A 14,969-nucleotide genomic window follows, 5' to 3' on the forward strand; every position below is an offset into this window, starting at 1 on the left:
GCTCACCTGCGAGCGCATGTCCTACGGTCCCGACGCCGTCGCCCACGACGACGCCGGGCGGACGGTCTTCGTCTCCGGCGCGGTCGCCGGCGACCGCGTGCGCGCCGTCGTGGACCGCGACGAGGGCCGCTGGGCCCACGCCCGCCTGACCCAACTCATCGAGGCGTCCCCCGACCGCGTGCAGCCCGCCTGCCCGCACGTCGGCGTCTGCGGCGGCTGCCCGTGGGGCGCGCTCTCCTACGACGCCCAGGCCGCCGCGAAGCGCGCCGGCGTCGTCGACGCCCTCGCGCGCATCGGCCGCCTCGGCACGGTGCGCGCCGAGGGGCTCGTCGCCCCGCTCGTCTCCCCCGGCGAGCCCTGGGGCTACCGCAACAAGGTCGAGCTCGCCGTCGCCCGCAGGGGCGCGCGCACGGCGCTCGGCATGCACGCGGCCGCAAGCGACGACGTTGTCCGCGTCAAGCGCTGCCCACTGCTCGACCGCGCCCACGCCGGCGCCGTCAAGTCCGTCGCCGGCGCCCTCTCCTACCTCGCCGGCCGCCACGACTTCGACCTCGAGCGCGTCGGCGTCCGCGTGTCCCGGCGCACCGGGGACGTCGAGGTCGCCCTCTGGGACCGCCCCGGCGCCTTCCCGCGCGCCCAGGCCGCCAAGGTGCTCGCGGACGCCCTGCGCCCCACCTCGGTCGTCCGCGTCATGCAGAAGGGTCCCGCCAAGGCGCGGCGCATCGCCGGCGTGGAGTGCCTCTCCGGGGCCGGCTCGTGGGGCGAGCTCGTGGGCGAGGAGCGCATGCGCGTCTCTGCCCCCTCGTTCTTTCAGGTGAACACCCGTGGCGCCGAGAAGCTCGTGGAACTCGTGACGGAGGCGCTCGACCCGCAGCCGGACGAGGAGGCGATGGACCTCTACTGCGGCGCGGGGACCTTCACCCTGCCGCTCGCGCGGCGCGCGGGCTTCGTCTCCGCCGTGGAGTCCTACGGGCCGGCTGTCCGCGACCTGCGTCGCAACCTGGAGACCGCCGGGCTCGACAACGTGGACCCCATCGGCGGCGACGTCGGTCGCGAGTTCCCGGACACCGAGGCCGACGTCATCGTCGTGGACCCTCCGCGCGCCGGCCTCGCGGAGGACGTGGTGAGCCGTCTCTCCGAGCAGCCCGCCCGCGCGATCGCCTACGTCTCCTGCGACCCGGCGACCCTCGCCCGCGACCTCGCGCGCTTCTCGGACGCCGGCACCTTCCGGCCCGCGCGCGTGACGCCCGTGGACCTCTTCCCGCAGACCTATCACGTGGAGACGGTCACCCTGCTCGAGCGGGGCTGACGCGGTCCGAGAATCGCCGTTCTTGTCGCCCACCGTTCCAGGAATCACCGCCCTTGTCGCCCATCGTTCCGGGAATCACGGACCTTGTCCCAACCCACTCTAGGAATCCGCGTTCTTGTCCCAACCCACTCTAGGAATTGCCGCCCTTGTCACGGCTCGTTCTAATAATCGCCGCCCTTGTCCACCAAAGCGCTTCCCAGCCGCGACAAGGGCGGCAATTCCTGGAAGCATGCGCGACAAGAACGGCGATTCCTAGAGTCAGCCGCGACAAGGGCGGCGTTTTTCGGAGTCCTCCGGAACAAGGGCGGCGATTCTTAGAGGCACCTGTGACAGAGGTCGCGATTCCTAGAACCACCCGGGACAAGGGTCGGGATTTTCGGAAGCGTCCGGAACAAGGGCGGCGATTCCCGGACGTGCCCGCGCCACGACCCGTGATTTCCGGACGCACCCGCCGCCCACGGCAAACTCCCAGCTCCAACTAGGAATAAACGGCAGCTCACGACCGTTGGCCGTCAATTTGGGCTATATGCGGGAAACGGTTGCAAGGCCGCACGGAAACGTGTACAAAAAGAGAGAACCTGGGCAGGGGGCCCAGGCAAGAGAGAGGAACCTAACATGAAGGCTACGGTCAACGAGGATTGCATCGGCTGCGGGCTCTGCGAGGGCACCTGCCCCGACGTCTTCTCCATCTCCGACGACGGCGTCGCCGTCGCCATCGAGGAGGATGTCCCCGAGGACGCCGAGGACGCCGCTCAGGAGGCTGCTGACAACTGCCCCGTCTCCGCCATCGTCGTCGAGTAACGGCTTGCCGCACGTCAGCATGACGTCCTGCGGGGACCGCGCGTCGGTCCCCGCTTTTTTGTATGGAGGTGCCCCGTGATTCTCGCCTCGCAATCCCCGCGCCGCCGCGAGCTGCTCGCGGACGCCGGCTTTGAGCTGGAGGTCGTCCCCGCCCACATCGACGAGTCGCCCCGCACGGGCGAGACGCCCGTCGAGCTGGTCGGCCGGCTCGCCGCCGAGAAGGCCGAGGCCGTGCGCGCCGCGCTCGACCGGGCGCCCGCAGACGGCCTGCTCGTGGCCGCCGACACGATCGTGTGGGTCGGCGACGCCGCGCTCGGCAAGCCCGCCGACGCCGCCGACGCCGCACGCATGCTGCGCGCGCTCTCGGGGCGCACGCACCACGTCTCGACCGGTGTGTGCGCCCTGGCCCTCGAGCCGGACGGGCGCGAGCGCGCGGCAAGGCGCTTCGTCGAGACAACCGCCGTGACGTTCTGGGAGCTCACCGACGCGCAGATCGAGGCATACGTCGCCTGCGGCGAGCCGCTCGACAAGGCGGGCGCCTACGGCATCCAGGGCGCGGGACGCCTGCTCGTGCGCGGCATCGACGGGGACTATTCGAACGTCGTCGGCCTGCCCGTGGCCCGACTGGTGCGCGAGCTCGGGAGGCTCGTCGCCGAGGGGACGGACCTCGTGGCCGACGCCATCAGGATCGGAGGGGCACATGCCTAGCGAGAAGGACATCACGAGCGTCACCCAGGTGCCGGGCGTCTTTGCCGCCCACGCCACCAACGCGGGGGCCGGGACCGGCTGCACCGTCATCGTCTGCCCCGCCGGGGCGACCGGCGGCGTCGACGTGCGCGGCGGCGCGCCGGCGACGCGCGAGACGGACCTGCTGCGACCCGAGGAGACCGTCGAGGTGCTCCACGCCGTCGTGCTGTCCGGCGGCAGCGCCTTCGGCCTCGCGGTCGCCTGCGGCGTGGCCGAGGAGCTCGAGCGGCGCGGCCGCGGCCTCGACGTGGGCGTGGCGCGCGTGCCGATCGTCTCGGGCGCATGCCTCTTCGACCTCGCCTGCGGCGACGCCCACGTGCGCCCGACGGCGGAAGACGGCCGCGCGGCGTGCGAGCGCGCCCTCGACGGGGACGGCTCGCCCCTCCCCCGGGGCAACGTCGGTGCCGGCACGGGCTGCACCGTCGGCAAGCTCGCCGGCCCCGAGCGCGCGATGAAGTCGGGCCTCGGCGAGGACGTCGAGCGCGCGGGCGAGCTCGTCTGCGCCGCGGTCGCCGCCGTCAACGCCTGCGGCGACGTGCGCGACCCGGACACGGGCGAGAAGATCGCCGGGGTGCGCGACCCGCAGACGGGGGGGCTCGCCGACACCACCGAGGTTCTTCTCGGCGGCTATGCGCAGATGCCGCTCGCGCGGACCAACACCACGATCTCGTGCGTCGTGACCAACGCGCGGCTCACCAAGGCGCAGGCGACCAAGGTCGCGCAGATGTCGGCCGACGCCTACGCGCACGCGATCGCGCCCACCCACACGACCAACGACGGGGACACGGTCTTCGTCATGGCCACCGGGGAGGTCGAGGCACCCGTCGACGTCGTCGGGGCGCTCGCCACGCGCGCGCTCGGGCGCGCCATCGCGGACGGCGCCCGCCAGGCCGAGACCGCCTACGGCTACCCCGCCGCGCGCGACCTGTAAGACCGCAGCCGAACCCGCGCGGCCGCAGGGCTAGTTGAACTTGACGAGCTTCTGCGCCGCGCGGTAGCCGGCGAGCGTGAGCGCGCGCCCGACGGTGCCGGGGAGGTTGGTCGCCATGCCCACGATGCCGTGGCGCGCGCGACGATACATCCGCCGGTCGTAGGCCCTGAGCTCGTCCCAGAGCCTCTGGAGCTCGTCCATCGCGTCCGGCCGGTCGCTCTTCTTGGAGAAGACCGAGCAGATCGCCATGATGATCGTGAAGTAGTTCATCATGTAGCTGCGGAGCTTCGCGGACGAGATGTCGTCGTAGAGGTGGTAGGCGTGCATCATGACGCGCGCCACGCGCCAGTAGTGGTCCACGCGGCTCGTGAGGACCTTGTCGTTCACGGACTGGTCCTCGCGCCCGATGAAGTAGCGGTAGACGTCCTCGTCCAGGTAGTAGATGCTGCGGCACGCCGGGAACGGCACGTAGGCGTAGACGTTGTCCACGTAGAACGTGTGCGGCGGCATCTCGAGGCCCACCTCGCGCAGCACGTCCACGCGGTAGGTGAGCGCGTGCATGAGCAGATACTGCCACATCATGAAGTGGCCCATGTCGTTCCAGGTGAAGACGCGGCCCACCGGCAGCACGTGGCGGTAGTCCACGACGTTTTGCGTGTCGTCCTCCACGTGCTCGTAGACGTAGTTGGTGATGACGAGGTCCACGTGCTCGCCGAGCTCCTCGAAGCGCCGCAGCTGGGCGAGAAGCGCGCTCACGGCGTCGGCGTCCACCCAGTCGTCCGAGTCGACGTTCTTGAAGTAGGTGCCGGTCGCGTTGCGCACGGCCTGCATGACCGCCGCGCCGTGGCCGCCGTTCTCCTGGTGCACCGCGCGGATGATCGAGGGGTGACGACGCGCCCATGCGTCGGCCTTGGCCGGCGTCTCGTCCTTGGTCGAGCCGTCGTCCACGACGATGATCTCGACGTCCTCGGCGTAGCCCGTGCCCTCGAGGATAGACTCGATGCAGTGGTCCATGTAGGCAGCCGAGTTGTAGCACGGGATGCCGAAGGTGATGGTCTTCTTCATGCGTTCCTTCTTGGTCGGGTCGGGCGACGGGCCGCGCTCGCTAGCTGTGCTGCGAGATGATCTCGTCGGAGAGGTCGAGCGCGGAGGCCACGACGCCGTCCATGTCGTAGTAGCGATACTCCGCGAGCCGGCCCACGCAGTGGAAGTTCACGAGGTCCTCGACGCGCGCACGGTAGCGGCGGTAGAGCTCGAGGTTAGCATCCTCGATGATCGCGTAGTAGGGGGTCTGCCCGCTGCCAGGCTCGTAGGCCTTGGAGTACTCCTTCAGGATGGTCGTCCTGCCCGGGACCACCTGGCCGGTCATGTTCTTGAACTCGGTGATGCGGGTGAAGTCCTCGCTCGTGGTGTAGTTGACCGTGCCCACGGGCTGGAACTGGTCGACCGGCAGCGTCTCGAAGACCATGTCGAGGGTGCGGTACGGAAGCGCCCCGAGGTCGAGCCCAAAGAGCTCGTCGAGCGGGCCGGTGTAGACGACCTCGCCGCCGTAGGGACGCCCGCAGACCGCGAGGCTCGTCTCGGAGACGCCGAGCACGTCGCGCGCGTCGACGTCCAGGTAGACGGAGATCAGGTCGTGCTCGAGCATGTGCTCGAAGAGCGCCGTGTAGCCCTCGGTGGGCATGCCCTGGTGCGGCGCCTGCGGGAAGTAGCGCTCGTCGTCGCCGACAAAGACCGGCACGCGCCCGGTGACCGAGGGGTCGATCTGGTCGGGCGTCTGCCCCCACTGCTTCATCGTGTAGTGCAGGAAGACGTTCTCGTAGACGTAGTCGGCGACCTCGACGAGCTCGGGGTCGTTCTTCTCGCGGAGCTCCATGATCGGCACCTTCTTGTTCTCGCCGAAGGTGTCCACGAGCTTGCGGTAGAGCCGCTCGCCCTTCTCGTCGCCGAAGGCGAGCTTGAGGGAGCGGTGGTTGAAGGGCACCGGCATGAGCGTGCCGTGGATGTTGGCGAGCACGTGGTGCTGGTAGTCGGTCCACTCGGTAAAGCGGGAGAGGAACTCGTGGACCCGGTCGCTCACGGTGTGGTAGATGTGCGGGCCGTACTTGTGGACGAGGATGCCCGCCTCGTCGACGAAGTCGTAGGCGTTGCCGGCGATGTGGTCGCGGCGCTCAAGGACGCAAACCTTGAAGCCGCACGACTCGGCGAGGCGCCGCGCGCAGGTGGCGCCGGCGTAGCCCGCGCCGACGATGATCGCGTCGTAGGCATCGGGGTTGAATCCGGCGGGAAGGCCCTTCTCGATACTCATGGAAATCCTCTCTCTGCGCGTGGGCGCGGCGGGACGGCGGCTGGCGCGCGCTCGCCCATTCGTCCGCATGATTCTATCACCTCGGCCCTATAATGGGCCCGTGCGCGCGGACGCCCGGCGCAACCACACAATCGGGGCCGTGCGCGAGAACGGGAGACGTCTGAAGAAGGAGCTTCGATGAGCGATTTTCTCGCACGCATGAAGGCCGCGGCCAAGGCCTACAAGAAGACGATCGTCCTGCCCGAGGGCGAGGACCCGCGCACGCTCGAGGCGGCGCGCACGATCGTCGAGGAGGACCTGGCCAACCTCGTCATCCTGGGCGACCCGGCCCAGATCGACGTCGAGGGCGTCACCGTGATCGACCCGACCTCCCCCACCGCGCCCAAGCACGAGGCCTACGCCCAGAAGTTCGCCGAGCTGCGCGCCAAGAAGGGCGTGACCATCGAGCAGGCACGCGCCCAGATGATGGACGCCACCTACTACGGCACCATGATGGTCAAGATGGGCGACGCCGACGGCCTCGTCTCCGGCGCCTGCCACTCCACGGCCAACACGCTGCGCCCGGCGCTGCAGATCCTGAAGACCGCCCCGGGCACCAAGCTCGTCTCCGCCTTCATGGTCATGTGCACCAAGACGCCGCAGTTCGGCGCCGACGGCACGCTGGTCTTCGCGGACTGCGGCCTCAACATCGACCCCACGTCCGACGAGCTCTCCGAGATCGCCATCGCCTCCGCCAACTCCTTCGCCACCTTCATGGACGACGTGGAGCCCAAGGTGGCCATGCTCTCCTACTCCACGATGGGCTCGGCCGGCGGCGACACCGCCAAGAAGGTCCAGGAGGCCACGAAGTTCGCCAAGGAGAAGGCCCCCGAGCTCGCCATCGATGGAGACCTGCAGCTCGATGCCGCCATCGTGCCCGAGGTGGCCGCCCTCAAGGCCCCCGAGAGCGCCGTGGCCGGTCACGCCAACGTGCTCGTCTTCCCCAACCTGGAGACCGGCAACATCGGCTACAAGCTCGTCCAGCGCTTTGGCAACGCCGAGGCCTACGGCCCCATTCTGCAGGGCATCGCCAAGCCGGTGAACGACCTCTCGCGCGGCTGCGTCGCCGACGACATCGTGGGCGTGGTCGCCATCACTGCCGTCCAGGCCCAGATGGCCGAGATGCGCTAGTCGCCTAAAAGGGGTCAGACCCCTTTTAGGCAAGTTTTCGACCCGGCGGCCGGACGCGCGGCTGCCGGGTCGTTTTTTCACGCGCTCGCAAACCACTTTGCGCGCTCGGGCCTCCCCTCCTCGAGGTTTGGGTTCACTTTGTTGGCATTCGCGCGGTACAAGAAAAAGCCCCAGGCTTCTGACCTGGGGCTTTGTGGAGCGAGAGGAGCGGTGGGTTCCAAATGCGAACCCAAACCTCGGAGAGGCTCGAAGCCTAGCGGCCGATGGGCTTGGGGCCGGCGGCGCGGACCTCGGGCGACATAGTGGTGAGGCGCTTGTCGGCGTTGTCGACGAACATCTGGGCGAGCTTCTCGGCCATCTCGTCGTAAGCGGCACGGTCCTCCCAGGTGTTGCGGGCGTTGAGCAGCTCGCTCGGCACGCCGGGGCAGGACGTGGGCACGTCAAGGTTGAAGCGCTCGTCGTGGACGTACTCGGAGTCGTCGATGATGCCGGACTGGGCGGCCTCGACCATCTTGCGGGTGTAGGCGAGCTTCATGCGCTTGCCCACGCCGTAGGGGCCACCGGTCCAGCCGGTGTTGATGAGGTAGACGCGCACGCCGCCCTTGTCGATCTTCTCGCCCAGCATCTGAGCGTAGACGTTGGGGTCGAGCGGCATGAACGGCTCGCCGAAGAGCGAGGAGAACGTGGGCTGGGGCTCCTTGATGCCGCGCTCGGTGCCTGCGACCTTGGAGGTAAAGCCGGTCATGAAGTGGTACATGGCGGCATCGCGGTCCAGCTTGGCGATCGGGGGCAGCACGCCGAAGGCGTCGGCCGTGAGGAAGATCACGACGTCCGGGGTGCGCTTGGCGCGGCCCTTGGCCACGGCACCGGGCACGAACTCGACCGGGTAGGCCACGCGGCCGTTCTCGGTGAGCGAGGTGTCAAAGTAGTCGGCCACGCGGGTCTCGGGGTCGATCACCACGTTCTCGCACATGGAGCCAAAGCGGATGGCGTTCCAGATCTGCGGCTCGGTCTCGGGCGTGATGTCGATCGTCTTGGCGTAGCAGCCGCCCTCGATGTTGAAGACGCGGTCCTCGGCCCAGCCGTGCTCGTCGTCGCCGATGAGGAGGCGGTCCTCGGCGGCCGAGAGCGTGGTCTTGCCGGTGCCGGAGAGGCCAAAGAAGACCGTGGTGCCGTGGGAGCGCGGGTTCATGTTGCAGGAGCAGTGCATGGTGAGCACGTTGTCCTCAACCGGGAGCAGGTAGTTCATGACCGAGAAGATCGACTTCTTGATCTCGCCGGAGTACTGGGTGCCCACGACGAGAATCATGCGCTCCTGGAAGTTGATGAGGACGGCGGCCTCGGAGTGGGTGCCGTAGACCTCCGGGTCGAGCTTGAGGGTCGGCGCCGCCATGACGACGAAGTCCGCCTCGCCGAAGTCGCGCAGCTCCTCGTCGGTCGGACGCACGAGCATCTGGTGCACGAAGAGCGCCTGGCTGGCCAGCTCGCAGATGGCGCAAATCTTGCGGGAGTAGCGGCGCTCGGCGCCCGCGAGGCCGTGCACGACGAAGAGGCGACGCTCGGAGAGGTGGCCGATGACCTCGCTCTTGACCTTCTGGTAGTTCTCCTCGGAGAACGGCACGTTCACGTTGCCCCAGGCGATCTTGTCGTGGACGTCGGGGGTGTCAACGATGAAGCGGTCCTTGGGCGAGCGGCCGGTGTACTGGCCGGTGATGACGGAGAGCGAGCCGGTGTTCGTGAGCTCGCCCTCGCCGCGCTCGACGGCGGTCTCGATGAGCACGGCCGGGGAGGCGTCGATGACGGTCTTTTCCTCCGTGTGAGCGATGCCGTAGCGCTGCAGTTCCTCGATGATCATGCGTGCCTCCTTATGGCAGGCGGGTATCCGCCGACTTTAGACGCATCGAAGTCCCCGGAATTCCGAGGGCACCGGTTGGATATTATGACACAACTACCCGCTTGCGGTCTCATACGCCCCATTCAGCTAACCAAGCGGGCGAGAAGAACGTCGGGGTAATAAAGTTTTGAGAGATGGGGACGAGGAAAGGACGGACATGGCAACGCTCACGACCATCACGGACGGCGCGCTCTCGGCCACGATCGACGCGCAGGGCGCGCAGCTCATGAGCCTCATGCTCGACGGCGGCGAGTACCTCTGGCAGGGCGACGAGCGCTACTGGGCGCGTCGGGCGCCGGTGCTCTTCCCCATCGTCGGCTGCCTGAGAAACGACCATGCCGTCTCCGCGCAGGGCGAGGTCTCGCTCAAGCGCCACGGCATCGCCCGCCTCTACGAGCACGCCGTCGTGGCGCAGACGCCCGCGAGCGTGACCTACCAGCTCGCCTCCACCGAAAAGACGCGCGCCGCCTACCCCTTCGATTTCCGCCTCAACATGACCTACGCCGTCGCGGACGGTCGCCTCACGCAGACCTTCGCCGTAACCAACACCGGCTCCGTGGACCTGCCGTTCACGCTGGGCGGCCACCCCGCCTTCAACGTTCCCGTGCCGGGCGACGAGGGCGCGTCCTTCTCGGACTACGAGCTCGTCTTCCCCGAGGCGTGGACCGCGCGCGTCCCCACGATCGACGAGCGGGGCCTGCACGACTTCTCCCGCATGCACGAGCTCTTCCGCGACAGCGACCGCCTCCGGCTCACCCACGAGCTCATCGACCGCCTGCTGACCGTGGTCTTCGTCGACGTGCCCGGACGCTCGGTGAAGCTCGTGGGGCCGGCTGGCCACGGCGTGGAGCTGGACTTCGAGGGCTTTGGCTACCTCGGCGTCTGGACCGCGAGCGCGGACGCCCCGTTCGTGGCGATCGAGCCCTGGGTGGGATGCGCCACGGCCTACGACGAGTCCGACGTCTTCGAGGAGAAGCGCGGCACGATCGCGCTGGCGCCGGGCGCGTCCTGCGAGCAGTCTTTCTCGATCAGGCCCTTCTAGCGATGGCGGAGATTCGGCTGGCAACCGCAGGCGACCTCGGCGCCGTCTGCGCCATCTACGAGGCCGCGCGCACGTTCATGCAAACGCACGGCAACCCCACGCAGTGGCCCGGGGACTACCCCGGGCTCGTTGATGCCGAGAAGGACCTCGCGGCCGGCGCGCTCTGGGTGCTGGACGAGGGTTCGGGGCCCGTTGCGGTCATGAGCGTGCTGCCTGGGCCGGACCCCACCTACGGCGTCATCGAGGGCGAGCCCTGGCTGAACGACGACCCGTACTGGGTGATGCACCGGCTCGCGGTGGCCGAGAGCGGCCGCGGCGCCGGCACGCGCATGCTCTCCTGGCTCTGCGCGCGCCACGACAACGTCCGGGCGGACACGCACGCGGACAACGTTCCCATGCGGCGCACGCTGGAGAAGTGCGGCTTCGTGCGGCGCGGCACGATCTGGGTCGAGGACGGCACCCCGCGCGTCGCCTACCACTTCGTGAGACATGCCTAAAAGGGGTCTGACCCCTTTTAGGCAAATCGGCAGGCGTCGACGAAGCTCTTCCAGAGGGCGAGGTCCGTCCCCACCTTGCGCCAGGTGTACTCGGGGTGCCACTGCACGCCCACGCAGAAGCGCCGCCCCGTGACCTCGATGCCCTCGGGCACGCCATCGGTCGCGCGGGCCACGAGCCGCACGCCCTCGCCGAGCCGGTCAACGCAGCAGTGGTGCGCGGAGTTGGCCTGCACGAGCGTCTCCCCGCCGAGCGCGCGGGACAGCAGCGACCCCTCCTCCACCTCGACCGGGTGGCAGACGTCGGTAAGGACCCCCGTGTGACGCCACTGGACCATGCCCTCGCGCGCGCCGAGGCTCGGGACGTCCATGCAGAGCGTGCCGCCGAGCGCGACGTTCAGGAGCTGCGTGCCGCGACAGGTCGTGAGTAGCGGCTTGTCAGCCGCGATGACAGCGCGCAGCAGCGGCAGCTCGAAGGCGTCGCGCTGCGGGCAGAGCAGCGCCGGGTCGTAGGGTCGCTCGTCGCCCCAGAGCGCGGGGCTCACGTCAGGCCCGCCCGGCACGGCGACGCCGTCGGCCTGCGCCACGTAGTCCGCGATCACGTCCTCGTCCTCGGTGAGCGCCATCATGAGCGGCAGGCCGCCGGCGGCGATGATCGCGTCCACGAAGCAGTCCGCGATGGCCTCCTGGGGCGCGATCGTCTCGGAGCCCTCGACGACGGGCGCCTCCCACCGGGGGGCGACAAGTACGACCGGTCTTCTCGCCATGCCTAGTGCCCCTTGATCGAGTCGAGGAAGTCACGGGCGCGCTGCGTCTGGGGGTGGTCGAAGAACGCGTCCGGCGCGCCCTCCTCCACGATCTGGCCGTCGGCCATGAAGACCACGCGGTCGGCCACGCGCCGCGCGAAGCCCATCTCGTGCGTCACCACGACCATCGTCATGCCGCCGCGCGCGAGCTCCACCATGACGTCCAGGACCTCGTTGATCATCTCGGGGTCGAGCGCGCTCGTGGGCTCGTCGAACATCATGGCCTTGGGGCGCATCGCGAGCGAGCGCGCAATCGCGGCGCGCTGCTGCTGGCCGCCGGAGAGCTGCGCGGGCACCTTGTGGGCCTGCGAGGCCACGCCCACGCGCTCGAGGAGCTCCATCGCGTACTTCTCGGCCTCCTCCTTGCCCTGGCCGAGCACCTCGCGCGGCCCGAGCGTCACGTTGTCGAGGATCGTCATGTGCGCGAAGAGGTTGAACTGCTGGAACACCATGCCCAGTTCCGCGCGCATCCGGGCGAGCTCGCGCCCCTCCTGCGGCAGCGGCTCGCCCTCGATGAGGATCTCGCCGGAGTCGATGGTCTCGAGCCGGTTGATCGTGCGGCACATCGTGGACTTGCCGGAGCCCGACGGGCCGATCACCACGAGCACCTCGCCCTTGTTCACGGTCAGGCTCACGTCGCGCAAGACGTGGAGGTCCCCGTAGTGCTTGTCCACGTGGCGGAGCTCGATCACCGGCACGTTCTTCTCGTCTGTGCTTTCCTGGGCCATTGCTCCGCTCCTAGCGAATGATCTTGACGCCCGTGCGGCGCGCGACGTACACGGACGCCTTGTTGATGGCAAAGTTGATCAGGACGTAGATGACGGCCACGACCAGGTACATGGAGAGCAGCGCGTCGTAGTTGGTGATGAGCACGCGCGCGTTCTGCATGAGATCGGGGTAGCTCACCACGTAGGCGACCGTCGTGTCCTTGACCACGACGACGAGCTGCGCGATGAGCGAGGGGATGACGTAGCGCACGGCCTGCGGCAGCACGATCTTGCGCATGGTCTTGGCCGGGCTGAGCCCGATCGAGAGCGCGGCCTCCACCTGGCCCTTGGGCACGGCGTTCACGCCCGCGCGGAAGACCTCGGCGAGCACGCCCGAGGCGGCGAGCGCCACCGGCAGGGTGAGCATCCAGAAGGCGGGCATCTGGATGCCGTACTGCGGGACCACGAGGAAGAAGAAGTAGATCAGAAGCAGGCTCGGGACGCCCCGGAAGAAGTCCGTGACCATGCGGCAGAGCGCGGCGAGCGGGCGGACCCCGCTCGTGCGGCCGAGCATGAGCAGAAGGCCCAGCACGAGCGCGATGACGCCGGCCGTGAGCGCCACCTCGACCGTGCCCACGAAGCCCTGCAGCAGGAACCGCCACGTAGGCCACTCCAGGAGGAACGACCAGTAGCGCGGCGCCAGCTGGCCCGTCACGTAGAACTGCCGGACCACGAGCGCCGCGAGCAGGGCGAGAAGGACAGCGGAGATCGCCGTGCCCACCGCGATCCGGCGGCGCGTGCGCGGGCCGGGCGCCTCGTAGAGCGCGGCGCGGACGCTCGGGGTAGTCTGGGTGCGCGCGCTCATCGCAGGATCCTCACCTTCCGGTCAAGGCGGTTGCCCGCGAAGGATATGACGAAGGCGGTGAGCACGTAGCCGAGCGCCGAGACCAGAAACGCGAGGACGCCGCCCGTGGCGCGCGTGTTGACATAGGAGACCACGCCCGTGAGCTCCTGCGGGGAGAGCGGCACCTGGGAGCCGAGCGCCGTCGTGAGCATGACGGCGATGAGGAGGTTGGTCATGGGCAGCACCGTCGTGCGCAGGGCCTGCGGGATCACGATGTGCCGCAGAATCTGCGCGAACGTGAGGCCCACCGAACGCGCCGCCTCGATCTGCCCGACGCCAATCGTGTTGATACCGCTCATGAAGTTCTCGGAGCCGAAGGCCGAGCCGAGCAGCACCACGGTCACGATGACGCAGGTGCGCCAGTCGAGCACGACGCGCAGCTGCGGCAGGGCGTAGGCGACGAGAATCAGCAGCGCCACGCCGGGGATGTTGCGGAACACCTGGACATAGAGCTCGCCGAGGCCGCGCAGCGGCGCGACCGGGCAGACGCGCGCCACGGTCACGAGCACGGCGAGCGCCATCACGAAGACGAACGAGACCGCGGTCATCGACCAGGTGGCGAGAAGCCCGTCCAGGTAGTTCTGCCCGTAGGTGCCGAGAAGCTCAGCGAGGCCCATGCGACGTCCTCACCCGGCGCCTACGCGCCGATCGCGGGCGGCTCAGGGACCGTGTCGATGCCGGCGCGGTCACCGATGCACAGGCGCCACAGGTCCTCCCAGACGCCCTCGTCCTCGATCTGCTGCAGCCACGCGTTGACGAAGGCGACGCCGTCGGAGTCGAGCGGCAGGCCGATGCCGTAGGCGTCGACGGGGCCGAACTCGTCGCCGGCGAGGCGGTAGCGACCAGGGTTGCGCGTCATCGAGCCCATCTGCATCGCGGTATCGATGACGTAGGCGTCCACGCGGCCCTGCGAGAGCGCCTGGCGGGCCTCCTCGTCGGTCTTGAACTCCTGGACGCTGGCGTCGGGCGCGTACTCCTCGAGGATGCTCGGGCCGGTGGAGCCGGACTGGGCGGCCACGTTCTTGCCGGCCAGGTCGTCGACCGAGTTGATGTCGGTGTTGTCCGCCATCACGAGGATGGACTGCTGGGTGGTGTAGTACGGGCCGGCAAAGGAGATGACCTTCTTGCGGTCGTCGTTGATCGAGTAGGTCGCAAAGACGGTGTCCACCTGGTCGTTCTGGAGGACCGACTCGCGCGTATCCGAGGTCACCTGCGTGATCTCCTGCTTGGACTCGTCGCCGAGGATGTAGCGCGTGAGCAGCTGGGAGAGACCAGCGTCAAAGCCGCGGGTCTTGCCGTCCTGCTCGTTCAGGGACGAGAAGAGCAGCGACGTCTGGACGCCGCCGACACGCAGCGTGCCCGCCTCCTTGACGGCGCTCGCCCACGCGCTCGCGGAGATGACGTCGTCGGTGGCGACGGCGCCGGCAGCGATGAGCTCGTCGTAGGCGGCGGTATCGAGCTTGGTCTCCTCGGACGCCTCCTCGTCGGTCGAGGGCGCGGGGGCCTCCGCGTCGTCACAAGCGGCGAGTCCGAAGGTGGCGAGGGCGGCGGCGCCGAGCCCGAGGGCGGCGCGACGGCTGAGCATGAGGTCGTTGAGCGACATGGGGACATCCTTTCGATAGAGTCTCCGTACACGCCCGCAAATTATACCCAACTCACTAGGAATTAACCCCGGCGGCGGCGCCTCCGTCATTTCCCCGTAACCTCGGCCCAATACGCGACTTCCTACGTTTCTGGGCCCCAGAACGTTGGAAGTCGCGTACTGGGCCCGACGAATACGCGACTTCCTACGTTTTGAAGGCCAAAAACGTTGGAAGTCGCGTATTGGCGCTCCCTGACAGAGAAAGGCCCGACTC

Annotated in this window: 14 protein-coding genes and 1 pseudogene; 7 read left to right on the forward strand and 8 right to left on the reverse strand. The window is 68.7% G+C overall.

All coding sequences use genetic code 11. The annotated features are described in order from the left end of the window. Positions 1-16: 16 nt before the first annotated feature. The 4 genes from rlmD (at position 17) to H6A07_RS00370 (ending at position 3,788) form a co-directional block, all read left to right on the forward strand. A complete protein-coding gene (gene rlmD / locus H6A07_RS00355; protein ID WP_204812746.1) occupies positions 17-1,309 on the forward strand; it encodes a 23S rRNA (uracil(1939)-C(5))-methyltransferase RlmD in 1,293 nt (430 codons plus the stop codon). A gap of 615 nt (positions 1,310-1,924) precedes the next feature. Continuing rightward, a complete protein-coding gene (locus H6A07_RS00360; protein WP_075280240.1) occupies positions 1,925-2,110 on the forward strand; it encodes a ferredoxin in 186 nt (61 codons plus the stop codon). A 75-nt stretch (positions 2,111-2,185) separates the two neighbouring features. Next, positions 2,186-2,818 carry a Maf family nucleotide pyrophosphatase gene (locus H6A07_RS00365; RefSeq protein ID WP_204812281.1) on the forward strand — a complete coding sequence of 211 codons (633 nt, stop codon included), beginning with the start codon at positions 2,186-2,188 and terminating at the stop codon, positions 2,816-2,818. Continuing rightward, complete coding sequence (locus tag H6A07_RS00370; RefSeq protein WP_204812282.1) at positions 2,811-3,788, forward strand: P1 family peptidase; 978 nt, start codon at positions 2,811-2,813, stop codon at positions 3,786-3,788. The genes H6A07_RS00365 and H6A07_RS00370 overlap by 8 nt, the downstream gene beginning before the upstream one ends. 30 nt (positions 3,789-3,818) lie before the next feature. Here the strand turns inward: H6A07_RS00370 and H6A07_RS00375 are convergent, their stop codons facing one another. Beyond that, positions 3,819-4,853, reverse strand: a complete 1,035-nt coding sequence (locus tag H6A07_RS00375; RefSeq protein ID WP_204812283.1) for a glycosyltransferase family 2 protein — start codon at positions 4,851-4,853, stop codon at positions 3,819-3,821. A 40-nt stretch (positions 4,854-4,893) separates the two neighbouring features. Then, a complete protein-coding gene (gene glf, locus H6A07_RS00380) occupies positions 4,894-6,096 on the reverse strand; it encodes a UDP-galactopyranose mutase (protein WP_204812284.1) in 1,203 nt (400 codons plus the stop codon). Between the two features lie 174 nt (positions 6,097-6,270). Between glf and pta the strand changes: the two are divergent. Next, a pseudogene (gene pta / locus H6A07_RS00385) lies at positions 6,271-7,266 on the forward strand (phosphate acetyltransferase); the annotation flags it as partial. Between the two features lie 253 nt (positions 7,267-7,519). Here the strand turns inward: pta and pckA are convergent. After that, positions 7,520-9,121 (reverse strand): phosphoenolpyruvate carboxykinase (ATP), encoded by a 1,602-nt coding sequence (pckA, locus tag H6A07_RS00390; RefSeq protein ID WP_204812286.1) that lies wholly within the window; start codon positions 9,119-9,121, stop codon positions 7,520-7,522. Positions 9,122-9,317: 196 nt separating this feature from the next. Between pckA and H6A07_RS00395 the strand changes: the two genes are divergently transcribed. Beyond that, positions 9,318-10,202 (forward strand): aldose 1-epimerase family protein, encoded by an 885-nt coding sequence (locus H6A07_RS00395; RefSeq protein ID WP_204812287.1) that lies wholly within the window; start codon positions 9,318-9,320, stop codon positions 10,200-10,202. Positions 10,203-10,204: 2 nt separating this feature from the next. Then, a complete protein-coding gene (locus tag H6A07_RS00400; RefSeq protein ID WP_204812288.1) occupies positions 10,205-10,699 on the forward strand; it encodes a GNAT family N-acetyltransferase in 495 nt (164 codons plus the stop codon). 17 nt (positions 10,700-10,716) lie between these two features. Here the strand turns inward: H6A07_RS00400 and H6A07_RS00405 are convergent, their stop codons facing one another. The 5 genes from H6A07_RS00405 to H6A07_RS00425 are packed head-to-tail and all read right to left on the reverse strand — an operon-like array spanning position 10,717 to position 14,716. After that, positions 10,717-11,463 carry a gamma-glutamyl-gamma-aminobutyrate hydrolase family protein gene (locus tag H6A07_RS00405; RefSeq protein WP_204812289.1) on the reverse strand — a complete coding sequence of 249 codons (747 nt, stop codon included), beginning with the start codon at positions 11,461-11,463 and terminating at the stop codon, positions 10,717-10,719. Positions 11,464-11,465: 2 nt separating this feature from the next. Continuing rightward, positions 11,466-12,230: an amino acid ABC transporter ATP-binding protein gene (locus tag H6A07_RS00410; RefSeq protein WP_204812290.1), complete on the reverse strand. Its 765-nt coding sequence runs from the start codon at positions 12,228-12,230 to the stop codon at positions 11,466-11,468. Positions 12,231-12,240: 10 nt separating this feature from the next. Beyond that, positions 12,241-13,074: an amino acid ABC transporter permease gene (locus H6A07_RS00415; protein ID WP_204812291.1), complete on the reverse strand. Its 834-nt coding sequence runs from the start codon at positions 13,072-13,074 to the stop codon at positions 12,241-12,243. Continuing rightward, on the reverse strand, positions 13,071-13,730 hold the full coding sequence (locus H6A07_RS00420) for an amino acid ABC transporter permease (protein WP_204812292.1): 660 nt from the start codon (positions 13,728-13,730) through the stop codon (positions 13,071-13,073). The genes H6A07_RS00415 and H6A07_RS00420 overlap by 4 nt, the downstream gene beginning before the upstream one ends. 20 nt (positions 13,731-13,750) lie before the next feature. Next, complete coding sequence (locus tag H6A07_RS00425) at positions 13,751-14,716, reverse strand: glutamate ABC transporter substrate-binding protein (protein WP_204812293.1); 966 nt, start codon at positions 14,714-14,716, stop codon at positions 13,751-13,753. Positions 14,717-14,969: the final 253 nt, after the last annotated feature.

This window comes from Olsenella uli, from assembly GCF_016899935.1.
Taxonomy (GTDB): Bacteria; Actinomycetota; Coriobacteriia; order Coriobacteriales; family Atopobiaceae; genus Thermophilibacter; species Thermophilibacter uli_B.